This is a genomic window from Halopelagius fulvigenes (assembly GCF_042662625.1).
Taxonomy (GTDB): Archaea; Halobacteriota; Halobacteria; order Halobacteriales; family Haloferacaceae; genus Halopelagius; species Halopelagius fulvigenes.
This window is the reverse complement of record NZ_JBHSXH010000009.1, coordinates 791,513-814,024: the sequence shown is the minus strand read 5'-3', so window position 1 is coordinate 814,024 and position 22,512 is coordinate 791,513. Positions and strand designations below refer to the sequence as shown.

25 protein-coding genes are annotated in these 22,512 nt (G+C 66.2%); 10 read left to right on the top strand and 15 right to left on the bottom strand.

Going from position 1 to position 22,512, the window contains the following annotated elements; translation table 11 throughout:
- The first annotated feature begins 84 nt into the window (after positions 1–84).
- Both ACFQEV_RS06670 and ACFQEV_RS06665 read left to right on the top strand, forming a co-directional pair.
- A complete protein-coding gene (locus tag ACFQEV_RS06670; protein ID WP_379693912.1) occupies positions 85–333 on the top strand; it encodes an Hsp20/alpha crystallin family protein in 249 nt (82 codons plus the stop codon).
- Complete coding sequence (locus tag ACFQEV_RS06665) at positions 330–2,594, top strand: CDC48 family AAA ATPase (protein WP_379693910.1); 2,265 nt, start codon at positions 330–332, stop codon at positions 2,592–2,594. Before ACFQEV_RS06670 ends, ACFQEV_RS06665 begins: the two co-directional genes overlap by 4 nt.
- Positions 2,595–2,926: 332 nt before the next feature.
- Here the strand turns inward: ACFQEV_RS06665 and bcp are convergent, their stop codons facing one another.
- Genes bcp through priS form a run of 3 tightly spaced genes read right to left on the bottom strand, consistent with a single transcriptional unit; the run spans position 2,927 to position 5,581 of the window.
- The gene (bcp, locus tag ACFQEV_RS06660) at positions 2,927–3,394 is read right to left on the bottom strand and encodes a thioredoxin-dependent thiol peroxidase (RefSeq protein ID WP_379693908.1); all 468 of its coding nucleotides are present in this window, start codon (positions 3,392–3,394) and stop codon (positions 2,927–2,929) included.
- 49 nt (positions 3,395–3,443) lie between these two features.
- Entirely contained in the window at positions 3,444–4,427 is a 984-nt protein-coding gene (locus ACFQEV_RS06655; RefSeq protein WP_379693905.1) for a DNA replication complex subunit Gins51, read from the bottom strand.
- Complete coding sequence (gene priS / locus ACFQEV_RS06650; RefSeq protein ID WP_379693903.1) at positions 4,424–5,581, bottom strand: DNA primase small subunit PriS; 1,158 nt, start codon at positions 5,579–5,581, stop codon at positions 4,424–4,426. Before priS ends, ACFQEV_RS06655 begins: the two co-directional genes overlap by 4 nt.
- Before the next feature lie 407 nt (positions 5,582–5,988).
- On the opposite strand from priS, the gene ACFQEV_RS06645 reads away from it, so the two are divergent.
- The 7 genes from ACFQEV_RS06645 (at position 5,989) to ACFQEV_RS06615 (ending at position 13,157) form a co-directional block, all read left to right on the top strand.
- Positions 5,989–7,455, top strand: a complete 1,467-nt coding sequence (locus tag ACFQEV_RS06645; RefSeq protein WP_379693901.1) for an extracellular solute-binding protein — start codon at positions 5,989–5,991, stop codon at positions 7,453–7,455.
- A 124-nt stretch (positions 7,456–7,579) separates the two neighbouring features.
- Positions 7,580–8,539 carry a carbohydrate ABC transporter permease gene (locus ACFQEV_RS06640; RefSeq protein WP_379694567.1) on the top strand — a complete coding sequence of 320 codons (960 nt, stop codon included), beginning with the start codon at positions 7,580–7,582 and terminating at the stop codon, positions 8,537–8,539.
- A gap of 2 nt (positions 8,540–8,541) precedes the next feature.
- Positions 8,542–9,513 (top strand): carbohydrate ABC transporter permease, encoded by a 972-nt coding sequence (locus ACFQEV_RS06635; RefSeq protein ID WP_379693899.1) that lies wholly within the window; start codon positions 8,542–8,544, stop codon positions 9,511–9,513.
- Positions 9,514–9,517: 4 nt separating this feature from the next.
- Complete coding sequence (locus tag ACFQEV_RS06630; protein WP_379693897.1) at positions 9,518–10,705, top strand: ABC transporter ATP-binding protein; 1,188 nt, start codon at positions 9,518–9,520, stop codon at positions 10,703–10,705.
- 60 nt (positions 10,706–10,765) lie between these two features.
- Positions 10,766–10,969 carry a hypothetical protein gene (locus ACFQEV_RS06625; protein ID WP_379693895.1) on the top strand — a complete coding sequence of 68 codons (204 nt, stop codon included), beginning with the start codon at positions 10,766–10,768 and terminating at the stop codon, positions 10,967–10,969.
- 74 nt (positions 10,970–11,043) lie between these two features.
- Entirely contained in the window at positions 11,044–12,147 is a 1,104-nt protein-coding gene (locus ACFQEV_RS06620) for a Gfo/Idh/MocA family protein (RefSeq protein WP_379693893.1), read from the top strand.
- 179 nt (positions 12,148–12,326) lie between these two features.
- Complete coding sequence (locus ACFQEV_RS06615; protein ID WP_379693891.1) at positions 12,327–13,157, top strand: DUF8054 domain-containing protein; 831 nt, start codon at positions 12,327–12,329, stop codon at positions 13,155–13,157.
- Positions 13,158–13,167: 10 nt separating this feature from the next.
- Here the strand turns inward: ACFQEV_RS06615 and trmB are convergent, their stop codons facing one another.
- The gene (gene trmB / locus ACFQEV_RS06610; protein WP_379693888.1) at positions 13,168–14,229 is read right to left on the bottom strand and encodes an HTH-type sugar sensing transcriptional regulator TrmB; all 1,062 of its coding nucleotides are present in this window, start codon (positions 14,227–14,229) and stop codon (positions 13,168–13,170) included.
- 96 nt (positions 14,230–14,325) lie between these two features.
- Positions 14,326–15,066, bottom strand: coding sequence for a proteasome assembly chaperone family protein (locus tag ACFQEV_RS06605; RefSeq protein ID WP_379693886.1), 741 nt, complete (start codon positions 15,064–15,066; stop codon positions 14,326–14,328).
- A 153-nt stretch (positions 15,067–15,219) separates the two neighbouring features.
- On the opposite strand from ACFQEV_RS06605, the gene ACFQEV_RS06600 reads away from it, so the two are divergent.
- Positions 15,220–16,323 (top strand): mechanosensitive ion channel family protein, encoded by a 1,104-nt coding sequence (locus ACFQEV_RS06600; RefSeq protein ID WP_379693884.1) that lies wholly within the window; start codon positions 15,220–15,222, stop codon positions 16,321–16,323.
- 108 nt (positions 16,324–16,431) lie between these two features.
- Here ACFQEV_RS06600 and ACFQEV_RS06595 read toward each other — a convergent pair whose 3' ends face one another.
- From ACFQEV_RS06595 to ACFQEV_RS06550, 10 genes are all read right to left on the bottom strand, one after another.
- Positions 16,432–16,851 carry a universal stress protein gene (locus ACFQEV_RS06595; RefSeq protein WP_379693882.1) on the bottom strand — a complete coding sequence of 140 codons (420 nt, stop codon included), beginning with the start codon at positions 16,849–16,851 and terminating at the stop codon, positions 16,432–16,434.
- Between the two features lie 60 nt (positions 16,852–16,911).
- Positions 16,912–18,291, bottom strand: coding sequence for a bifunctional metallophosphatase/5'-nucleotidase (locus ACFQEV_RS06590; RefSeq protein WP_379693880.1), 1,380 nt, complete (start codon positions 18,289–18,291; stop codon positions 16,912–16,914).
- A gap of 139 nt (positions 18,292–18,430) precedes the next feature.
- On the bottom strand, positions 18,431–18,640 hold the full coding sequence (locus ACFQEV_RS06585; protein WP_379693878.1) for a dodecin: 210 nt from the start codon (positions 18,638–18,640) through the stop codon (positions 18,431–18,433).
- Between the two features lie 87 nt (positions 18,641–18,727).
- Positions 18,728–19,399, bottom strand: a complete 672-nt coding sequence (locus ACFQEV_RS06580) for a DUF2238 domain-containing protein (RefSeq protein WP_379693875.1) — start codon at positions 19,397–19,399, stop codon at positions 18,728–18,730.
- Positions 19,396–20,055 (bottom strand): hypothetical protein, encoded by a 660-nt coding sequence (locus ACFQEV_RS06575; RefSeq protein WP_379693872.1) that lies wholly within the window; start codon positions 20,053–20,055, stop codon positions 19,396–19,398. The genes ACFQEV_RS06580 and ACFQEV_RS06575 overlap by 4 nt, the downstream gene beginning before the upstream one ends.
- Before the next feature lie 47 nt (positions 20,056–20,102).
- On the bottom strand, positions 20,103–20,453 hold the full coding sequence (locus ACFQEV_RS06570) for a DUF7116 family protein (RefSeq protein ID WP_379693869.1): 351 nt from the start codon (positions 20,451–20,453) through the stop codon (positions 20,103–20,105).
- Positions 20,454–20,536: 83 nt separating this feature from the next.
- Positions 20,537–20,788, bottom strand: coding sequence for a DUF5816 domain-containing protein (locus ACFQEV_RS06565; protein ID WP_379693867.1), 252 nt, complete (start codon positions 20,786–20,788; stop codon positions 20,537–20,539).
- A 48-nt stretch (positions 20,789–20,836) separates the two neighbouring features.
- A complete protein-coding gene (locus ACFQEV_RS06560) occupies positions 20,837–21,202 on the bottom strand; it encodes a HesB/IscA family protein (RefSeq protein WP_379693864.1) in 366 nt (121 codons plus the stop codon).
- A gap of 59 nt (positions 21,203–21,261) precedes the next feature.
- Complete coding sequence (locus tag ACFQEV_RS06555) at positions 21,262–21,654, bottom strand: hypothetical protein (RefSeq protein WP_379693862.1); 393 nt, start codon at positions 21,652–21,654, stop codon at positions 21,262–21,264.
- A gap of 84 nt (positions 21,655–21,738) precedes the next feature.
- On the bottom strand, positions 21,739–22,512 hold the full coding sequence (locus ACFQEV_RS06550; RefSeq protein WP_379693859.1) for a class I SAM-dependent methyltransferase: 774 nt from the start codon (positions 22,510–22,512) through the stop codon (positions 21,739–21,741).

The following is a 22,512-nucleotide window of genomic DNA, read 5'->3' as shown; positions in this document are numbered from 1 at the left end:
ATTTCGAGAACCCCGACGCCGTCCACCGATTACCCTGCGACAGATTTAAATGTTCTCGGGCCTAACTTAGGGTTAGGAACCAACATGGACACGCAACAGTTCGCCGGTGGAAACGAGCGTTTCGTCCGCCGCTACGAATACGACGACAGTTGGGTAATCGCCGCGGACACGGGCCTCCCCGAGGAAGACCTGAATGTGGACATCGTCGGGACGACGGCCATCGTGGTCGCCGAATCGGGCGACAGAGTTACCGAAACGGAACTCGAACTTCCCGGAGAGGATGCATCGGTCGAGATGAACAACGGCGTACTCACTATCACCGTTCAAAAATGAAATTAATCGTTAAACCCCTGAAGCAGAAGGACGCCGGTCGAGGACTGGCGGCCATCGACCGCGAGGCGGCCGAGTCGCTCGGTCTCGAAGGCGGGGACTACATCCGCATCGAGAACGACGACGGCACGGCCATCGCTCGCGTCTGGCCGGGGTACCCCGAGGACCGGGGAACCGGCGTCATCCGTATCGACGGCCGACTCCGCCAGCAGGCGGGCGTCGGCATCGACGACCGCGTGCAGGTGGAGAAAGCCGACGTGAAGCCCGCCCAGCGGGTCTCCATCGCGCTCCCGCAGAACCTCCGCATCGGCGGTAACGTCGGGACGTACATCCGGGACAAGCTCTCCGGACAGCCCGTCACGAAGGGGCAGAGCCTCCAGCTTCCGCTGGGCTTCGGCTTCATGACCTCCTCGAACCAGACGGTCCCCGTCCGCGTCGCCTCCACCCAACCGCAGGGGACGGTCGTCATCACCGACTCGACCGAGGTCCAGATAAGCCAGAAACCCGCGGAGGAGATCCGCGAAACCGGCGGCGGCGGCACCGGCGAAGGCCCCTCCGTCGCGTACGAGGACATCGGCGGCCTCGACAGGGAACTCGAACAGGTCCGGGAGATGATCGAACTCCCGATGCGCCACCCGGAGCTGTTCAAGCGCCTCGGTATCCAACCGCCGCAGGGCGTGCTTCTCCACGGCCCGCCGGGCACCGGGAAGACGCTCATCGCGAAGGCCGTCGCCAACGAAATCGACGCCTCGTTCCACACCATCTCGGGCCCCGAGATAATGTCGAAGTACTACGGGGAGTCCGAGGAGCAACTCCGCGAGATATTCGAGGAGGCCGAGGAGAACGCCCCGGCCATCGTCTTCATCGACGAGATAGACTCCATCGCGCCCAAGCGCGGTGAAGCGGGCGGCGACGTCGAACGCCGCGTCGTCGCGCAGTTGCTCTCGCTGATGGACGGCCTCGACGAACGCGGCGAAGTGGTCGTCATCGGGGCGACCAACCGCGTGGACGCCATCGACCCGGCCCTGCGCCGCGGCGGCCGCTTCGACCGCGAGATCGAAATCGGCGTCCCCGACCGGGACGGCCGCAAGGAGATCCTGCAGGTCCACACGCGGAACATGCCGCTCACCGACGACGTCGACATCGACGCGTACGCCGACAACACGCACGGCTTCGTCGGCGCGGACTTGGAGAGTCTCGCCAAGGAGGCGGCGATGACGGCGCTCCGCCGCATCCGCCCGCAGCTCGACCTCGAAGCCGAGGAGATAGACGCCGAAGTGCTCGAATCGCTCGAAGTCCGCCCCGACGACTTCAAGGAGGCGATGAAGGGCATCGAGCCCTCCGCCCTCCGCGAGGTGTTCGTCGAAGTCCCCGACGTGACGTGGGAGGACGTCGGCGGCCTCGAGGACACGAAAGAGCGCCTCCGCGAGACCATCCAGTGGCCCCTCGAGTACCCCGAGGTGTTCGAGGCCATGGACATGCAGTCCGCGAAGGGCGTCATGCTCTACGGCCCGCCGGGGACGGGGAAGACGCTCTTGGCGAAGGCCGTCGCCAACGAGGCCGACTCGAACTTCATCTCCGTGAAGGGCCCCGAACTCCTCAACAAGTTCGTCGGGGAGTCCGAGAAGGGCGTCCGCGAGGTGTTCTCGAAGGCTCGGGAGAACGCCCCCACGGTGGTGTTCTTCGACGAGATAGACTCCATCGCGACCGAACGCGGGCAGAACACCGGCGACTCGGGTGTCTCCGAACGCGTCGTCTCGCAACTGCTGACCGAACTCGACGGCCTCGAAGCCCTCGAGGACGTGGTCGTCATCGCCACGTCGAACCGTCCGGACCTCATCGACTCGGCCCTCCTGCGACCGGGCCGCCTCGACAGGCACGTCCACGTGCCCGTCCCGGACGAGGACGCGCGCCGCGCCATCTTCGACGTGCACACCCAGCGCAAACCGCTGGCCGACGACGTGGACTTAGACGAACTCGCGGAACGCACCGAGGGTTACGTCGGCGCCGACATCGAAGCGGTCTGCCGCGAGGCGTCGATGGCCGCGAGTCGGGAGTTCATCCACAGCGTCTCGCCCGAGGAAGTCGCCGAGTCCGTCGGCAACGTCCGCGTGACGATGGGGCACTTCGAGGACGCCCTCAAGGAAGTCAGCCCCAGCGTCACCCAAGAGGTGCGCGAACGCTACGAGGAGATAGAGGAACGGTTCCAGACGAGCGGCGTCGAACCGGCCTCCGAGGCCGAAGTCAGCCGCACGTTCCAGTAATCGGCTGACCGCGGTCCCGAACCCCTCCCTCTGCCGCTCTGCGGTCTGCTCTCCCCCGTTCTCTCGTTTCTCGTCCCCCCTTCCGTCTCCGTCTCGGCGCTCCGATTCGGGAGCGAACACGATGGGTTTTTATCGCTCACGAGGACTACGTAGAAGTACGGCTTCTCTCGCTCGGACACGAGCAACTAGTTGAGCGTTTATTTCACCGGAAACGTGGTGTGTGAGAGTCACGTCTCTCGGCGCGTTCTCCCTCTCGATAGGGTCCGCAGGAACTCCGGAGTCGGCGTCGAAACTCCGATTCCGGCCGACGAGATACGGAGTCGCGTCCGGCGTTACGCGTCCAGTTCCTCGATGTCGGAGAGGATCTCCTCGGCGTGGCCCTCGGGGGAGACGCCCTCGTACGCGAGGACGACGTCGCCCTCCGGGCCGACGACGTACGTGTTGCGGAAGACGCCGTCGAAGGTGTTTCCGAACATGTTCTTCTCGCCGTAGGAGTCGTACGCCGACGCGACGTCGCCGTCCTCGTCCGACAGGAGGGAGAACGGCAGGTCGTGGTCGTCCTCGAACTCCTTGAGGTCCGAGACGGGGTCGTCGCTGACGCCGAGGACGGCCACGTCTCGCGTCTCGAACTCGTCCCATGCGTCGCGGAATCCGCAGGCCTCGGTCGTACACCCGGGCGTGTTCGCGCGCGGGTAGAAGTAGACGACAACGTAGTCGCCGCGGTAGTCCGACAGCGAAACCGTCTCGCCGTCCTGGTCCTGCAGTTCGAAATCGGGTGCCTCGTCGCCGACGCTGAGCATGTACGCTTCGTCGGTCTCGCGCCCCAAAATCTCGCCGGTTGCCGACCGCTCAGTCGAGTCGCTCCGCCGCCCCGCGTTCGACGAGGGGTTCGGCGTTCGTCGTCGGCAGGGTCACCACGTCCTCCGTCGCGAGGTCGTACTCGCGTTCGTCCACGCCGAATATCTGCCCCACGTCGCTGGTGATGCGGAGGGTCACGCGGTCGGTGTCGTCCGTCGGGGCCGGCGCGGCGGGTTCCGCCGACTCGTCGCCCGCCGGGGGTTCGGCGTCGGCGTCGGCCGTCGCACCCGCCTCGCCGTCCGGACGGCCGGCGTCGTCGGTCACCGCGTCGGCCGCCCCGTCTCCCGCGGGTCGGTCCGGCGTCTCGGCCGTCGGCGTCTCGGCGGCTTGAGCCTCCGCGGTCGGCGCGTCGGCGTCCGAATCGGATGTCTCGCCCGAGGGAGCGTCGCCGCCCATCGCCTCCGCGAGAACGTCGTCGGTCGAAGTCCCGTCCGCCGAGGGTTCGTCGGCGTTCCCGGAGGCCCCGTCGGTCAGTTCGTCGGACTCGGGGGCGGGGGCCGCGTCGCGGACGACCGACGCTCCGTCGCTTTCGCTCGTCTGGTCGTGCGTCGGCATCGGTTCGGTCGTCTCGTGCGGTTCGACCGTCCGCTTGCCGCCGAGAACCTCGAGGACGGTCCGCCGGTTCTCCTTGATGCGGCGCACCATGTCGTCGAACAGCGCTCGTTCCTCGGCGGTGAGGCCGTTGGTGTCGGCGCTCATGTCCGCGGCGGCGAAGGAGGCGAGCTTGACGACTTTGCCGACTCGGCGCTCGTAGATGGCCTCGACGACGTCCTCGGCCGTCTCTATCTCGTCGGTGAGTCGCCCCACGTCGGGGTCGGAGAAGGGGTCCTCGGCGGCCTCGGCGGCGCGCGTTCGCTCCGCCTTCCGTTCGGCGATGTAGTCTGCGACGTCCGCGTAGAACGAGTCGCGGAGGTGCTGGAGGCTGTCCTTCTGTCGCTCCGTCCGTCGGACGCTCCGTAACTCGTCTAAGTTCATTCTCTCACCTTCTCGGCTCTGCCGCGGGCCATCAGGAAGACCCCGAGGCACTCTTCGACGGACTGTCCTCCGCCGCTGAGTGTAAAGGTATCGCCGTCGAACTCCGCGGGTCCGGGGTCCGTCACGTCGATTTTGATCTCGCGCCCGCGGAACCGGTCGGGAACCGCGTCCTGGAGGGGGTCGAACGACTCCACCTCGTCGCGGTCCAACGCCCGGACGCGGAGGCCGGACCCGCCGTGGAGGCTCCCCGGAAGGCGGATGAGGCGCTTCGTGTCCGTCGTCACCGGTTCGTCGATGGGCGCGGTTTCCTCCTCTATCGCCTCCGCCGCGAGGGCGTCCACGAGGATTCGGGTGCCGGGGCCGCCGGCCTCGACGTTCCCCTCGCGGATGGCCTCGAAGTTGTGCCGGAGTTGGCCGTAGATGGTCTTCGCCCGGCCCTCGCCGATTCCCCGTAGTTCCTGCAACCGTTCGAGCGCCGCCTCCTCCTCCATCTCCCTGAGCGTCGAGGCGAGGTCGAGGAGGCGGTCGTGGACGCGTTCGCCCCACCCGCCGCGGCGTCGGAGGACGCGCCGGGTCGTCCCGCGAACCGATTCGGTCGCGATCAATCCGTCCACGTCTACGTCTATCGCGCGGACGTAGTCCACGATTTCGCGGCGGGCCTCGCTGTCGAGGGTCCGGACGCTCTCGTCTCTGACGTGGACGTGGTACCCGCGCCCGCCGGAGAAGACGACCTGCGTCTCCTCGAAGGCGAAGTCGTCCTCGACGAACTCCAGAAGGCGGAGGAGCGACTCCTTGCACGCCGCGAGCATCTCCGCGTACGACGTCTCCTCGGGGTCCACGCCCGGCAGGTGGTCGGCGTCCAAGTCGAAGACCAGGTCGGCCCCCTGCCATCCCTTCTCCTCCATCGTCCCCGCGCCGGGGTCGTCGAACCGCGCCGAGGAGAAGTAGACGTGCCGGGGGGCCGTCCGACGGAGGAAGTCCCCCAGGTCGCCCACGTCGAGGAGCGACTGGTGTCGCACCATCGTCGTCCCCCCCGCACTCCACGGGATGTACCCCCACTCGCGGCGTTCGGGCGCGGGAGGCAGCGAAGCGCCGACGCTCCGGTAGTAGTCCCCGAAACGCCCCTCCAGATACTCGCGTGTGCGCGCCTCCATGTCCTGCGGTGATTTCGAAGGAGGGGCTAAAGCCGTTGCGTCTCCGTCCGCCGCCCCGCCGCGACCCGCGAACGCCGCCGTCTCGCGCCAAACATAACTAACGATTAGAATAAACATTCTTACGCGTGCTATAACGCGGAAGGATTATCCCCGTCGAACGCTTACCTGCGAAAGCGGGCGAACCGTGCGACGGAGTAAGCTGGAGGGACATCGGCTCTAAAGCACGCACGACGGAGGGGAGAGACGGCCGGAAAATTCACCACAACACCGGTAGTATACAGTTCACCACAACGATAGTAGTAAGCGGCACCAAAACTATAAATAATTTTGATTCAAAGACACAGATTGTAATGGTTGATACTGACTCACGGACAGAAAAGCGGAGCCGCGTTTCGCGGCGACGCTTCGTGAAGGCGGCAGGCGCATCTGGAGTTGCGGTCGGTCTCGCGGGGTGTGTGAGCACCGGCGGCGGCGGGGGCGGCGGTGGCGGAAATACCGGCACGTCCACGCCGATAAGCACCAAAGAAGTGACCGAGGACGTCACCGTCCAAATCGCCGGCGACACTCGGATGGGTGACAACTCGAAGGCGTTCAAGAAGGCGCTGCACGACGCCGGCCTCCCGGACAACATCACCGTAGAGATCATCGCCGGCTCGCAGGTGACGAACAACCGACAGAACCAGTATCAGCAGTGGCTCTCCGGCGGTCGGAAGGAGCCGACGCTGATGATGATGGACAGCGGGTGGACGATTCCGTTCATTGCCCGCAACCAGATTCAGAACCTCACGGACGCGCTGCCGAGCGACATGGTGAATACGGTCGAAAACGAGTACTTCCAGGCCTCGGTCCAGACGGCCAAGAGCCCGGACTCGGGCGACCTGTACGGGATTCCGCTGTTCCCGGACTTCCCGACGATGCAGTACCGCAAGGACCTGCTTCGGAACGCCGGCTACAGCGACTCCGACTTCAACAAGTGGGCCACAGAGTCCATGTCGTGGAAGGAGTTCTCGAAGGTCACGAAGAAGGCCATGGAGGCGAACCAGGACATCGGTAACGGGTACACCTTCCAGGCCTCCGTCTACGAGGGGCTGTCGTGCTGTGACTTCAACGAGTTCATGACCTCCCACGGCGGGGCGTACTTCGGCAACCCCGAGAAGAACCTCTTCGGCCCCATCGGCGAGCGACCCATCACCGTCGACGAGCAGCCGGTTCTGGACTCCATCAAGATGGTCCGGACCTTCATCAACGGGTCCAAGGACAAACACTCCCTGGACGGGTACGAGGGCAACATCGCGCCGTCCGCGGTCCTGCAGTGGACCGAGGAACCCTCGCGCAAACCGTTCACCGGCGGCGACGCCATCATGCACCGCAACTGGCCGTACTCCATCACCATCAACGGTGCGGAGGACGTCTTCGGCAAGGACCTCGGCGTCATGCCCATCCCGTACGGCGTGCCCGAGAGCGAGGCGCAGTACCCGATGACCGGCGGTCCGGTCGCCGCGCTCGGCGGCTGGCACATGACGGTGAACCCGAACTCGCCGGGTAAGAAGAAGCAGGCCGCGGTGAAGGTCCTGCAAGCGCTGATGCAGGAGCAGTTCCAGCTCGATATCTTCGGGATCATGGGTTGGATCCCGCCGCGCCCGAAGCTCCTCGACTCGGACAAGGCGAAGCAGGTGGAGGTCATCGGCCGCTACCTGCCGCAGCTGAAGGTGGCCGGCGAGAACGCGATTCCGCGCCCCGTCACCGTGGTCTGGCCGCAGCAGTCCAGCAAGATAGCGAGCGAGGTCAACGCGTCGTACGCGCAGGAGAAGTCGCCGGAACAGGCGATGTCCGACCTCAAGTCCTCGCTCAAACAGATCGAACAGAGCGCTTAAGGGAAGCGCATACACATAAGTTCCCTCAACCACGTTATTATTTGTCATGGCGACCGAACAGGAGTCAGGTGAGGCACTGCGGGAGAGCTCCCGGAGTGGGCCATACGTGGCGCTCATCCGATGGATGGAGTCTCTATCGGAGACTGCGTACGCATACCTCCTTCTGGCGCCGGCGCTACTCCTCTTGTTAGTCATAGCGGTGTACCCCCTCATACAGACGTTCGGCTACTCGCTGTTCGCCGATCAGCTGACGGGGTCGTCGCGACTGGGGGAGTTCGTCGGACTCCAGAACTACGTGGCCCTTTTAACCGGTGCACGCAACTTCGCACTCCCGTCGAACTTCCTCCCGAATCTCACGTCACAGTTCCCGTTCATCAAGAACGTGTACAGCAGCGCGCTGATGGTCACGCTCATCTTCACAGGGTTCAGCGTCCTGTTCGAGACCCTCGTCGGGTTCGCACAGGCCCTCGTCCTCGACCAGGACTTCCGCGGTCGTCGGTGGGTCCGCGTGGCCATCATCATCCCGTGGGCCGTCCCCATCGTCATCCAGGGGATGATCTTCTACCTGATGTTCCAGCCGAACATCGGGTTCCTCGTCGGGACGCCGCAGGACCCGGCGTTCCTGAACCAGATCGGCCCGCTGAGCATCAGTTACACGCCGCTTCGGAACACCGCGGACTCGTTGTTCCTCATCATCATCGCCGACGTCTGGAAGACGTCCGCGTTCATGGCGCTTCTCATCCTCGCGGGTCTGCAGAGCATCGACCGCTCTCTGTACAACGTCGCGAGGGTGTCGGGCGCGACCAAGTGGCAGCAGTTCAAGATGATAACGTTCCCGCTCATCCTGCCGACGGTGCTGGTCGCGATGCTGTTCCGCACCATCGCGGCGATGCGGGTGTACGGTATCATCGAGACGATGGCGGGGTGTACGACCGTCCCGTCGCTGTCGTGTCTGGTCGTCACGACGTTCAACAACTCGTTGTACGCGACGTCCGCGACGGTGGCGTTCATCACGGCGGTGCTCATCGGCATCGTCGTCTCCGTGTACATCGTCAAGTTCGCGGACGCCGAAGGAGGGTTCTGACCATGCCAGGAAAGACACGACCCGACGGCGGAACGAACGTCGGAACGAGGCAGGATGCAGAGATCCACCGTGGCCCGTTCGAGCGGTGGGTGAACAAGGCCATCAAGAACCCCGAGCGGGCCAACAGAGCGATGTTCTACGTCGCGACCATCTTCTTCCTGGTCACGACGCTGTTCCCGTTCTACTGGCTGTTGGTGCTGGCGCTGACGCCGAACAACCTCATCACCGACATGGGGTTGGTGCCGAAGGGGTTCAACCCCGAGGTGTTCGTGACCATGTTCCAGCGGGTGCCGTTCCACTGGTACATGTTCAACAGCTTCGTGCTCGGCATCGCGACGACGGCCATCGTGCTGGTGTTGGCCAGTCTGGCGGGGTACGTCTTCGGTCGCCTCAACTTCCCCGGGAAGTCGGTGCTGATGCTGGCCATCCTGGCGATATCGTACTTCCCGCCGGCGGCGTTCTTCCTTCCGCTGTTCGAGCTATTCACCGGTAATCTCGCCATCTCGATCGGCCCGGTTACCGTCTCCAGCCCGGACCTGTTCAACACGCCAGCGCCGATGGTGCTACCGTTCAGCGCGCTGTTCATGCCGCTGTCCATCTTCATCCTCACCACCTTCTACGGGCAGATCCCCGACGGGTTGGAGGACGCGGCGCGGGTCGAGGGGACGACGCGGCTCGGAGCCCTGTTCCGGGTCATCATCCCCCTCTCCGCGCCGGGCGTCGCCACTGCGGGCGTCCTCACGTTCATCAGCGTGTACAACGAGTTCTTCTTCTCGTTCCTGATGAACAACGGCGAGGCGTCCTCGTGGGCACCCATCGTCGCGGGTATCCTGAAGTACCAAGGGCAGTTCGACACGCCCTACAACCTGATGGCGGCGGCGAGCATCGTCGGCGTCCTCCCGGTCGCCATCCTCGTCATCATCGCACAGGAGAAGATCGTCAGCGGACTAACCGCCGGAGCACTCAAGGAGTAAACCAATGGGAGAAGTCAAACTCGAACACGTAACGAAACGATACGCCGACGTAACGGCCGTAGACGACATGAACGTCGAAATAAGGGACGGCGAGTTCGTCTGTCTCGTCGGTCCCTCGGGCTGCGGTAAATCGACGACCATGGAGATGGTCGCCGGACTCACCAAACCCACGGAGGGCGAGGTGCACATCGCCGGCCGCAACGTGACGAACCTGCCGCCGAAGGACCGCGGGATCGCGATGGTGTTCCAGAACATCGCGCTGTTCCCGCACATGGACGTCTACGACAACATCTCCTTCGGTCTTCGCCTCCGCGACTTCGACAAGGAGGAGATAGACCGACGGGTCGACCGCGCCTCCGACATCGTCCAGTTGGAGGGCATGCTCGACCGCATGCCCGACGAGATGTCGGGCGGCCAGCGACAACGCGTCGCCATCGCGCGCGCCATCGTCCGGAACCCCGAAGTGTTCCTGATGGACGAACCGCTGGCGAACCTCGACGCGAAGCTCCGCGTCCACATGCGGACGGAGCTCCAGCGCCTCCACAAGGAGCTGGACACGACCATCATCTACGTCACCCACGACCAGGCGGAGGCGATGACGATGTCCGACCGCATCGCGGTCATCGACTCGGGGCAGCTCCAGCAGATAGACCCGCCGTTGACCTGCTACAACGAGCCCGCGAACCTGTTCGTCGCGGGCTTCATCGGGTCGCCCGCGATGAACTTCGTGGAGGGAGAGGTGGCCGAAAACGGCTTCGCCAGCGAGAACGTCGAAGTGGCGTTCGACCCCGCCGACCACGGCCTCACGGTGGGCGACGAAGTGACGCTCGGGGTCCGCCCCGAGGACGTCTACCTGACGCGGGACTCCGAACTCACGACGCCGACGCAGCCCATCGACGCGAAGACGGACGTCCTCGAACCGATGGGCGACGAGATATTCGTCTACCTCCTCTTAGACGAGGAGGCGGGCACGGACCTCGACGACATGGCCGGCGATGCATTCGCAGGCCAACTACTGATGAGCGTCGCACCCGACTCGGAAATCGAAGAAGAGGAGGACGTCGACGTCGTACTCGACCGCTCGCGCGTCCACCTGTTCGACACGAACTCCGGCGAAGCGATCGTCCACGGCATCACCTCGAAGATGCCGACGACGAGTGCGGACGAGACGCCCGCCGAGGGCGACGACTGAAACGGAACGGCGCGCGAAACGACCCGGCACGATAAGTGCCACCAATCCCTCCTTCAGAACATGGTCAACGAACTCGGGTGGCTCTATCTCGGCGGGATGACCGTGCTGTTCTTCTTCTGGGCGTACGGCATCGTGTCGTTCGTCCTCGACCTGAAGAACACCATCGTCCCGAAGACGAGACAGTACATCCGCGGCCGCCGCCGCCTCAAAGAAGAAGAGGAAAGAGAGAAGGAGAGGGAGGAGCGTGAGAAACAGCTGTACTGATTCCGCTTCGAGCAGAACGCCCGGAGCAGGACGGAACGAGTCACTTAACAATACGAGTAGTAAATGATTGCAACATGAATTCCGAGACCCCCGTACGCGTCGGCATTATCGGCCTCGGCAACATCGGCCACTACCACGCTGACAGATTACTCGAACTTGGAGCCAACCTCGTGGGAGGGTTGGATATCCAAGCCGATGCCCGCCGTCGCTTCGCCGAGAAGTACGACGTGAACACGTACGAAGAGAAGGGACAGCTGTTCGCGGACGCGGACGCCGTCATCATCACCACCCCGAACAGGTTCCACGAAGAGTACGCCGTCGCGGCGTTGGAGGCCGGTCTGGACGTACTTCTGGAGAAACCGCTCGCGCACTCGCTGGAATCCGCCGAGAACATCGTCGAAGCCGCAGAGGCCGCCGAGGGCTTCTGCATGGTCGGGTTCAACAACCGCTTCGGAAGCCCGGTGGAGGTCATAAAGCACCACCAGTCGCAGGGCCGGTTCGGCGAGATTCAGCACATCGAAGCGAACTACATGCGCCGCCGCGGCATCCCCGGGCGGGGGTCGTGGTTCACCTCGAAGAGCATCGCCGGCGGCGGGTCCGTCATCGACATCGGCGTCCACGCCATCGACCTCGCCCTCTTCTTCCTCGATTTCCCCGAGGTGGAGGAAGTGTCGGCGATCACCCGGTCGCAGTTCGGTAACCGCGAGGACTACGCGTTCGTCGAGATGTGGGGCGAAGACGTCGGGCCCGAGGGGTTCAACGTGGACGACTCCGCCTCGGCGTTCATCCGGTGCGCCGACGGCAAGACCATCTCGCTCGAAGTCGCGTGGGCGACGAACCGACCGACGAACGACGAGTTCTTCCTCCGCGGGACGGACGCCGGCGCACTGTTCGACCGGGGGAACCACGAACTGACCATCTACGAGTCCGGCGTCGGCGGCCGGAACCACCTCACCGAGAGTCAGGTCGAGACGCAGTCGAACGACACCCACAAGTCCGAACAGAAGATCTTCCTCGACGCCGTCCGGAAGGGCGAAGCGCCGGGCGTCAACACGCCCGAACAGGGTCTCGAAGTCCAGCGCGTCATCGACGCCATCTACCGCTCCTCCGAGATGGGACAGGCGATTCAACTCGACGGGGCGAGCGCGACGCCCGAAGCGACGCCGAGCGACGACTGACGGCCCCGCGTTCTCCCCTTCTTTCCCTCTCCTCTCTCCGGTCTACCCTTCTCTCCCTCTCCTCTCTCCGGTCTACCCTTCTCTCCCTCTCCTCTCTCCGGTCTCTCCTCCACCCTCTCTCCGAAACCGAACGCCGCAGTCGGGAAAGGCTGAAGCGTTCGGCCACTCCACGCACTGGTATGTCACTACTCGACTCGCTCCGTCGGCCGGAGTACACGGGCGAGAGACGCTGTTGGCCGTGTACCGCCGTGAACGGGTTCGTCGTCGTCGTCGCCGCCGGGATTCTCGCCATCCTCTCCTTTCCCGTCGGCGTCCTCGCCCTCGGCGTCGGGGCCGCCCTCGTCTACCTCCGCGGGTACGTCGTCCCCGGCACGCCCGAGTTCGCGCCGCGCCTCGTCGCGTCGCTCGGGGTGGAGTCGCTGTTCCCCCACGCCGACGGGGGGCGGACGCGGCGCTCCGACGACCTGACCGACGAGGCGGTGGACGGCGAGGAACTCGTCGGTGTCCTGTTCGAGACGGGCGTCGTAGAGGAAGCTCCGGACGGAGCGCTCGAACTCTCCGAGGAGTTCGACGAGTCGTGGGAGCGAGAGATGGCGGCGCTCCGCGACCGCTCCGACGACGAACTCGCGGCCGTCGTCGCCGACGCCGCGCCGTTCGAGGCGGCGGGCGAACGCGCCTACGGCGGACTGAGCATCGAGGGACCGACGCGCGCCGTCTGGCTCTCGCGGGTCCACGGCATCGCCGACGCCGCCGCGGTTCGCGCCCTCGCGGAGGCCGGCGTGCCGGAGCGATACCGCGCCCACGCGACGACGCCGCTTCGGATGTTCGTCGAGACGTGCCCCGACTGCGGCGGCGACGTGGTGGAGACGACGAAGAGCAACTGCTGCGGCGGGTCGGGGAGCGTCTACGAGTCGCCGGACGACGAGGTGTTGGCGTGCGAGTCCTGCGGCGCCGTCGTCTACCAGTTCGACGAGGAGGTCGCCGACGGGGACGAACCGGAATCGGCGTGAGAAGGCGGTCTCAGATGGTGTGCTCTCGGTCCGGCACGGAGTCGCGGCCGAGCAGGATCTCCTGCGCTTCGACCTCTTCGAGTGCGGCGACGAGGCCCCCCACAGAGACGGTTCCGTCCGGCGTCTCCACTTCGAGCGAGGCGACTTCCTCGGACTCCTCGAACTGCGTCTGGTTGACGCGCCCCTCGACGACGACGGGGTCGCCCGTCTCTATCTCCCGCCCCGCGACGGAGGCGTAGAACTCGCCGTCGAGTTCGCGGACGTCCTTGACGGCGCGGCGGATGGAGGCGTACCGCCGCGGGAACGGCCGGCGCTTCCCGTTGGCGGCCAGCGTCTCGGCCGTCGTCCAGAGGACGGTGCCGAAGAACCCGGAGACGAGGAACCCGAGCGCCGAGCGGTTGAAGATGACGCCGTAGCGGTCCCGGTCGTCGCGGAGGGCGTCCTGCGTCGCGTAGATGGAGTACTCGCCGTCGGCGACGGCGAGGACGGGCGTCGTGATGCCGCGACGGGCGCGGGCGCGGGTCGCCACTTCGAGGTAGTCGAACTCCTCGGGCGAGGGTGCGCGCGCGGCGGGTGTCACGAGCAGGTCGATACTGACGCCGCCGTCGATGGCCTCCGCGAGGTCGTCGCGGAACCGACGGAGGAGGTCCGGCGTCAGAGAGAGGACGAGTTCGTACTCCGCGTTGTCGATAATCTCCTCGATGTACCGGAGGATGGTCGAACGCGACTTCACGAGGGAGACGGCCTCGGTGTCGCGGGCGGGGGCGGTGTACCGCGCTTCGAGTTCGTCGATGAGTTCGCCGAGCGACGTCTGGATGTTGCCGAAGGCGTCCTCGGGGTTGACCGCGACTATCTTCATCGGGCGGGACTCGCGGAGTTCGACCAGCCCCCGGTCCGAGAGGCTCCGGACCGTGTCGTACACCCTCGGTTGCGGGATGTCCGTCCGGTCTGCGATTTCGGAGGCGGTGAGTTCGCCGTGTTCCAGAACCGCGAGGTAGGCGTCTATCTCGTACTCGCCGAGGTTGAACCGGTCCCCGACGCGTTCCATCGTCAGCCGAAGATCGTCTGCCATACCACGTAGTATTCTTCATGGACCTTGATGTTTACTATGGTTCGAGTAGCACCGATTTTCGGAACATCGTGGTATCCCACGGTCCCGAACGGCCGCTTACATGTACATCCGGTCTTCCGACAGGTCCGCCTCCTGTTCGTGCATCCGCTCTTCGATTTCGCTGTAGTGTTGGCGCACCTCCGCGGCGAACTGTTCGAGGGGGCCGGCGTCCACGCCGAGTTCGTAGACGGACTCGACGGCTTCGACGAGTCGAATCGACGCCTCGACGTCCGGCGCCTGCGCGTGAACGGGCGTGACGTAGACGCCGACTTCGAGCGGGGAGGTGAGGCCGCGTTCGACGAGTGCGCCGTTCACGCCGTCGAGGAAGCCGTTGCCCATCGGCGTGACGTCCGTCTCGTCGAGTCGCCGTTCGCGGTAGCCGTCGGTGGCGACGAAGTACGTGCGGTGTTCGTCGGGGCCGTGTGGCATGGGGACGCCGGCGAGGACGGCCACGTCCGCGACGCCGTTCTCCCCCGCCCACGCCGCGACGGCGTCGGCGAACGTCTGCCCGACGGGGGCGGGCACGAACAGGTCGCCGACGAGGACGGTCACGTCCAAATCGTCCCGCGAGAACAGTCGCGTGTGGTGCCGCGGACGCCCGTTCTCGAACGGCGTGACCGAGGGCAGACCGTCCACTTCGAGGTGCCCCCGTTCTTCGAGGCTCAGGTGGTTCACGAGGTAGTCCGCGGCGGTTCGCCCCGCGAACCCGAACGAGGAGAGTCCGACGAGAAGCGTCTCGCTCGGGTCGCTCTTGTGGGCGATGCGAAAGTCGGGCGACTTCTGGAAGCGGCCGAACATCGGTACTCCGTAGGCGGCGCCTCGACTTATTCTTCCCTCGTGTCTCACCCGAACAGTCCCGTTCCCGTGGGAGGGACGAACGCAACGAGCCGAGAGCCACGACCGGCGACGAGTGTGGGCCTTTTTTCTTCCGGTAGCGCCGAGGGTGTCCGTATGCAGTCGGGCACGACTACGGGGACGACGGGGACGACCACGCCCGGAACGCCCGGCGGCCCCGTACAGACGCCGCCTACCGAGGCCGGCGAGGCGTTGGGGAACGTCCTCCCCGAATGGCTGTTCGTTCCGGGGTGGCAGTACGTCGCCGCCGCCGTCGTCCTCGTGGCCGGGTACGCCCTCTCGCAGTACGCCAGTCGGTTGCTCGGGCGACGCGTCGCCCGACGCTTCCGCAGGCAGAGCGTCGCCCAGACGGTTCTCAGGCTGATTCGGTTCTCGGTGATGGCCGTCGCCGTCGCCGTCGCCATCAACCTCCTCGGCTTCGAGTTCGGCGACATCGTGCTGTCGGTGACGGTGTTCTCGGCCGTCCTCGGTGTCGTCCTCGCGCCCCTCGTCGGCAGCATCATCAGCGGCCTGTTCATCCTCGCCGACGAACCGTACGAGATCGGCGACATGATAGAGTTGGAGGACGGGCGCAGGGGGTTCGTCGACGAGATCACCATCCGCTACACGAAGGTGTACACGCTCGACAACACCTCGCTCGTCATCCCGAACGCGAACATGCGCGAACGGTTCGTGACGAACTACTCCGCCGAGGACGAGCGAATCCGCCTCAGCCTGCAGGTTCTCGTCACCTACGAGTCCGACGTGGAACGCGCGCGGACACTGATGGAGAACGCCGCCAGCGGCGTCGATGAGGTCATCGAGGGCGGCCCGAACATCCGTATCGGAAGCGCGCGCTACCCCGCGCGGCCGACGGCGTACATCGACGAGTTCGCAGACAACGGCATCCTCGTCACCCTCCGGTACTGGGCGAAGAAGCCGTACAAACTCCTCACGGTTCGCTCCCGCATCCAGACGAAACTCTGGGAGCAGTTCGAGTCCGACCCCGACGTCGAGATGGCCTACCCCCACCAGCACGTCGTCTTCGACGACACCAGCGGAACGCTGCACGCCGAGATGACGGCGAACGGCGAGGCGGAGAACCCGACGGCGTCCGCGCCGGACGCCGCCGCGAATCCGGACGAGGGGACGTCGTCGCCCCGCGGGACGAACTCCGGCGACGTCGACGGACGGACCGGCGGCCCGTCGGACGGGGTCTGACCGCGGCGCGCCGAACGGTCCGTCCGACCGCCGAACGGGCGACGGACCGCGGACCGAGAAGGGAGGGACTTCGGACGCGAAACGCCGCTCTTCCGACCGTCTGGGGCGCTACTCGCTGGCCACCTGCCCGGGTTGCACCGTGATGACGGTGCAGTCGAGTTTCTGTCTGAGGTACGTCTCGATGTCCGGGTCGTCGAGGAAGCGCCGGAGCATCCGCCGCCACCGACTCGCCTGCTTCGACCCGATGACGACGATGTCGGCGCGTTCGGCGGCCACCTCCTCCAGGATAGTCTCCTCGACGAGGAAGCCGCGGCGGACGACGTAGCGCGTCTGTTCGAGCGATCCGAACTCGCGTTCCACCGCGCGCTTGAGTTCGGCGCGAGTCACGCCCCGGTTCTCCTGATACAGGTCGACGTGGAGGACGGTCAGTTCCGCCGTTCGCTCCTCGGCGATGCGGGTTGCTTCGGTCAGCGTCGCTTCGGAGTGTTTCGTCAACGGGTACCGGACGGGGACCACCACACGGGTCATCGATTTATGAAAGTGCCCGCCTGTTCTCAACCTTTCCCCTTCGGAGAGCAACCCCGCGACTCAGTCGTCGTCCGCGGGCGCGCCCTGGACGCGGCGCATCCGCCCCTCGACTTCGGGGCTGACGCCGCACTCGCGGGCATACTCCGCGAGGACGTCGTGGAGGATGTCGCCCTCGCCGACGCGGTGGGACTCCTCGATGGTCGGGAACTCGTGGTCGGAGTGGAGGACGTAGTCGGAGGTGGCGACGGTGTACGTCGCCTCGGGGTCCACGGGGTCGCCGCCGACGCGGGCGGCGAGGACTGCCGCCGTCTCCTCGTCTAAGACGAACGACGCGCCGCTAACGTGACCGTGCCACCAGTCTGGTTCGCCGAAGTCCACCGTCGCCGACGAGCACTCGCTGAACACCCGCTTCAGTTCCGCGCCTGTCAACTCGACGGTGACGAGGGGTTCCTCGAACGGGACGAGGCTGATGCAGTCTTTCAGCGTCACCTCCCCCGAGATGGCGGGGCCGTCGCGGATGCCCCCGCTGTTTTGAAGCCCGACGTCCGCGCCGGAGGCCCACCGGTAGGCGTCCGCGACGAAGTTGCCGACGCGGCACTCCCCGCGGTGGACGGCTTGGTCCGACCGTTGGATGGGCGTCTCGACGGTTGCGACCACCTCGTCCAGTCCGGCGGCCTCGATTCGCCCCCGCAGTCGGGATGCGACGGCGGCGACGGGCGGGGCATCCACCGTCTCGTGTCGCGTCGCAGTCGCGCCGTCGTCGCCGAGTTCAACTTCGTAGACGGCGTGACCGTTGACCCCCGGCCGGAGAAGGAGCGTGTCTGCGACGCGCTCGTGCCGCTCTGAGTGGACGTGTCCGCCGAGGACGACGTCCACGTCCGCCCGGCGGGCCAGTTCGTCGTCGCCGCCGCCGAGGTGCGAGAGGGCGACGACGTAGTCGACCCCCTCGTCTCGAATCGCCGCGACGGCGCGTTCGGCCGCCTCGTAGGGGTCCGAGAAGGAGAGGTCCGCCGCCATCGGATTCAGCGAGGGCGTCGCGGGGTCGGTGACGCCGAAGAAGCCGACGCTGTCGCCGTCCGCTTCGAGGACGGCGTAGGGGTCCACGTGGTCCGCGGCGAACCGGTTCCCGTCCTCCTCGCGGACGTTCGCGGACACCCACGTCTGCGGGGCGTCGGCGACGAGGGACCGCGCCGCCGCGGGGCCGTAGTCGAAGTCGTGGTTGCCGAACGTGGAGATATCGGTGCCGACGGCGTCGAAGAAATCCAGCGCCTGCCGCCCCCGGTCTACGAGGGGCAGGACGCCCGGCGACGTGTTGTCGCCGCTACCGCAGACGAGAGCGTCCTCGTCGTCGAGTGCGCGGATGCGCCCGGCGAGGCGGGCGACGCGTACGGGGTCGTCGTAGACGTTCTCGATGTCGGAGTAGTGGAGGAGACGCGGCATCCACGTGTGGTGGCCCTGCGACGGAAATGAATTCGTCGGTTACTGTCAGAACGACGCTCTATCGCGTGATCTGATCCGTCTCCGGACGAGACGGTTCGGTCGGCGTCGGTTCGAGGCACCGTCCGGTCGGGAGAGCGGGTTACTCCTCCGGCGATTCGAGTTCGAAGGCGACGGTGACTTCCGCTTGGTACTCTCGGTTCTCCACGGCGGCGATCTCGACGCCGAGTTCGTCCACCTCCAACCACTTGACGTTGTTCAGCGTCTCGTCGGCGCGGTCTATCGCGTCGTCCACCGCGCGGTCGAAACTCTCCTCGCTCCGCCCGATGAGCGTTATCTTCTTGAACACCATGTTCGCGGTATTGTTATCGGTCTGTTATGATAAAGAACGGGGCCGATTCGACGACCGGCGGTCCCTCGGACCGGCGGACGCCGCGGTTCACCCCCTCCGCGGGCGCGAGGACTCCAGTTTCGCGACGAGGTGTTGGACGACGACGCTCAGCTGACTGCTCCCCCAGAGGGCGACGACGACGCCGCCCACCATATCGAACACGAGGTCCATCATCGAGTCGCCGAGTCCGTACTGCGTGAGGACGGCGTCCGCCCCCAGCAACTGCGCCGCGAGACCGATGAGGAACTCCAGAACCTCCCAGAAGACGCCGGCGGCGACGACGAAGAGCAGGATGAACACCAACATGAACTCGTCGGGGAGGTAGATGCTCGCCGTGTGTTCGTCGAGGGCGCGCGCGACGGAGTAGCCGACGGCCGCCACGAGGGTCGCAGAGAGGGTGTGGGTGAGGTGGTCCCACCCCGGGACGTTGGCGTAGAAACTGCCGACGCCGGGGAGGCCCACCGTCCCCCACGCATGGAGGAAGACGGCCCCGGTTATCCAGAGGACGAGTCCGGCGTCGAGGGGGACGGAGTAGTCGTGTTCGAAGATGCCGGGGAGGAACGTCACGCCGAGTGCGAACAGCGTGTTGACGATGACGCCGACGTTGCGCTCCCAGAGTCCGACGAACAGGAAGCCCACGAGGGCCGTCTGCATCGCGCCGACGAGTACGAGTTCCTGCTCCGAGGAGAGGTCGAGGTGGAAGACGTCGCGCCACTTCATCGCGCCGCTTCCTCGCTCTCGCGGATTCGCTCCGTCTCGGGAAGCCGCCGTTCGAGGTGCGCGCGGCGGCGGAAGTAGTACTCGAAGAGGACGCCGCCGAAGACGCCCGCCACCGTCGCCGCGACGAAGTCCCACATCAGCATCTCCTCTATCACCTCCTCGGGGCGGCCGTCGTAGAGGAACGACGTCCCGAGGAGCACGTCCGAGAGCCATCGGACGACCGCCCAGATGCCCGCGGCGGCCATCGTGGCGACGACGACGAACACGAGCGCGAAGGTGTAGTTCATCCGGACGGGGGTGAACACGTCGAGTTCGACGGCGACGATGAGCGCCACCGCCGCGACGGCGACGTACGTCGTCACTCGCCCGGTGAACGTCATCCCGCCGACGGTTTCGCCGACGATGAGGGCGCGTCCGAGAAACGGCAGCGCCGCGATGAAGAGCACTTCCCACGGGAGCATGGCGCTGGAGTCGCGGAACGCCACCGCGGGGACGACGGCGACGGCGGCGACGGCCACCGCGAACCCGGCCCACTCCAGTTCGCCGAGGAGGAACCGCGTGGCGCCGACCGCCAAGAGAGCGACGACGAGAATCCATCCGAGCACCGCGTTGACCCGCCGACTCTCGACGACGCTACGCAGTCCGGTGTCTGGCATGACTCACGATTGGTTCGCTCGCACAGAAAAGAGTTACCGCACCGTCGTCACCGCGCTTCGGGGTGGACCACGTCGTAGTCGCCGCCGTCCTCGACGCCGATGACCGCCCACTCGAACGAGGGGTCGGCGCTGCGCAGCTTCTCCGTGAGGTTCCCCGTCGCCTCCTTCCACGTGACGAAACACCGGAGACCATAGCCGTCGTCGGTGTCCGCCGGCGAACCGCCGTCCGCGATGGCGCGCCGTCGTAACTCTACCGTATCGGTATCGAGTGCGGTCACGCGGACCGTTCGCCACTTTCTCTCGGCGACGAAATCGGAGCCGTCGCCCGAGACGGTGTACCCGAGTCCGCTGAATATCGACTGGGCTTCCTCCGCGGGAGGCATGCTGACAGGGGGCATGTACTCGACCGTACTACTCCCCGGAGCATAAACCTTGTCACGAATTCACACACGTGCGGAACGACGTACCGTCCGTTCGGCCGTCACTCGTGGGCGGCGTCCCACTCGTCGGGCTTTCGGATGTTCCCGCAGACGTTGCACTCGATACGACCCATCGTGTCCATTGCGTTGTCGAGGGAGTCGCAGTTTCCGCAGAAGTAGCCCCAGCGATGTTCCCTGTTCGGGTCGGAGTACACGACGAAGAACGGTCCCTTCGCGCCTCTGTCGGCGTCGCTCCGGTCGAGAAACAGCGTCTCTCCGTCCTCGGTCCGCACTCGTTCCAGTTCGGTCTCCATGCCCCCGTGTTCGGCGGCCGGAGGTTTATGCCTGACTTCCCCGCCGAACTACGTCCGGAACGACTCGCCGCACCCGCACTCGCTGACGATGTTGGGGTTCTCGACGTGGAAGCCCGCCCCCTGCAGGCCGCCCTCGAACTGCAGGGTCGAACCGCCGATGTAGTTGATGCTGGCGGGGTCCACGAAGACGCGGAGTCCGTGCTGTTCGACCACCGCGTCGTCCTCTTCGGGTTCCGCCTCGAAGCGCATCCCGTAGGAGAGGCCCGCGCAACCGCCCTGCTGGACGAACAAGCGGAGGCCGCCCACGTCGGTGTCCATCCCCTCCGACTCCATGAGGCGGCGCGCCTCCTCCGCGGCCGACTCCGTGACTGTCACGCGGGTGCCGGACCCGCTCTCGGCCGATTCTGTGCTCATGGATACCGATACCAGATGGAAGATGTTAACGTTGACGCCGGTGGAACAGATTCGACGGGTCACTCGCCGTCTTCCGCCGCCCGCCGGAGGATCCGCTCTACGGTCTCGTACTCCTCGAACTCCCCCGCGGGCTGCTTTCCGCGCACGGACTTGAACGCGGCCGGATGAGCGGTGGTGCTCTTCGTCCCCGTCGCCGGGAACTCGACGCTCTCGCCGTCGTACGTCACCCGCACCGTCACCTCGTCGCCGGGACGTATCTCGGGAGCGTCAGCGTCCTCGACGTGACCGTTTATCGCCACCCCCGGGTTCCCGCCCGCCGCGTCCGACTCTCCGAGGGCCCCGCACGTTATCCGCCCCTCGCCGAGTCGGTACCGCCGTTCGTCGGCGAAGCGAATCTCCGCGTCGAGTCCGCCGGTGCCGATTTCGACGCTCGTCTCGGACGTGTCTGACATGAATCGTGGAAGGGGACGAGCACACAATCTCCTTTCGGCCCGTCGACGGCGGCGTTCGACCGTCTCGACGCCTCCCGACCCGCCTCACTCGCCCGTCTCCACCGGCCGGACCGCACTGGCGACGAACGCCCCTTCGCCGCCCGCGTCGGCGGACACCTCCGCGTCCGCGAACCCGGCTTCGCGGAGGGCGGTCCGGACGCTCTCGGGGTCGTACGTCCGAACCCGCCGTCGCTCCGTCGTCACCGCCGTCTCGCCGGTTCGCCGGTCGGTGACGCGGTAGTCCGACCGGACGACGACGGGGTTCCGCGCCACGTCCACCGCGCGTTCGAGGTGGTACCTCGCGTCCCGGAACGTCTCGACGCCCGAGGCGTCCACCGCGCGGGCGTCCGACGGCGCGTCGAAGACGAGTATGCCGCCCGGACGGAGCGACTCGCGGGCCGCCTCGCAGAACTCCCCGAGGGGGGCGGAGGCGGCGCGGTAGTCGAACGCGCAGGCGGCGTCGAACCGGCCGCGGAACGGGAGGCGCGTCGCGTCGCCGAGGACGACGTTCAGCGACCGCATAGCCGCGAAGGAGAGCAGTTGCGGGTACGAATCCACGCCGACGGCGTCGTACCGCGCCGAGAGGCGGGCGAGGAGTTCCCCCACGTCGCAGCCGAGTTCGAGGACGCGCGACACGTCCGCCGGCAGTCGAGCGTCGAGGATTCGTCGCCGCGCGTCGAGCGTTTCGTCGTCGCCCGCTTTCAGGCGCGCGTACAAGGGTGCGAGCGTCGTGTACAGCGAGTGCTCGCCGTCGGGGTCCGAGAGGACGGCTTCGCACATGTCGCCGAACGACGGCGGACGGGACCGTGATGGACTCAC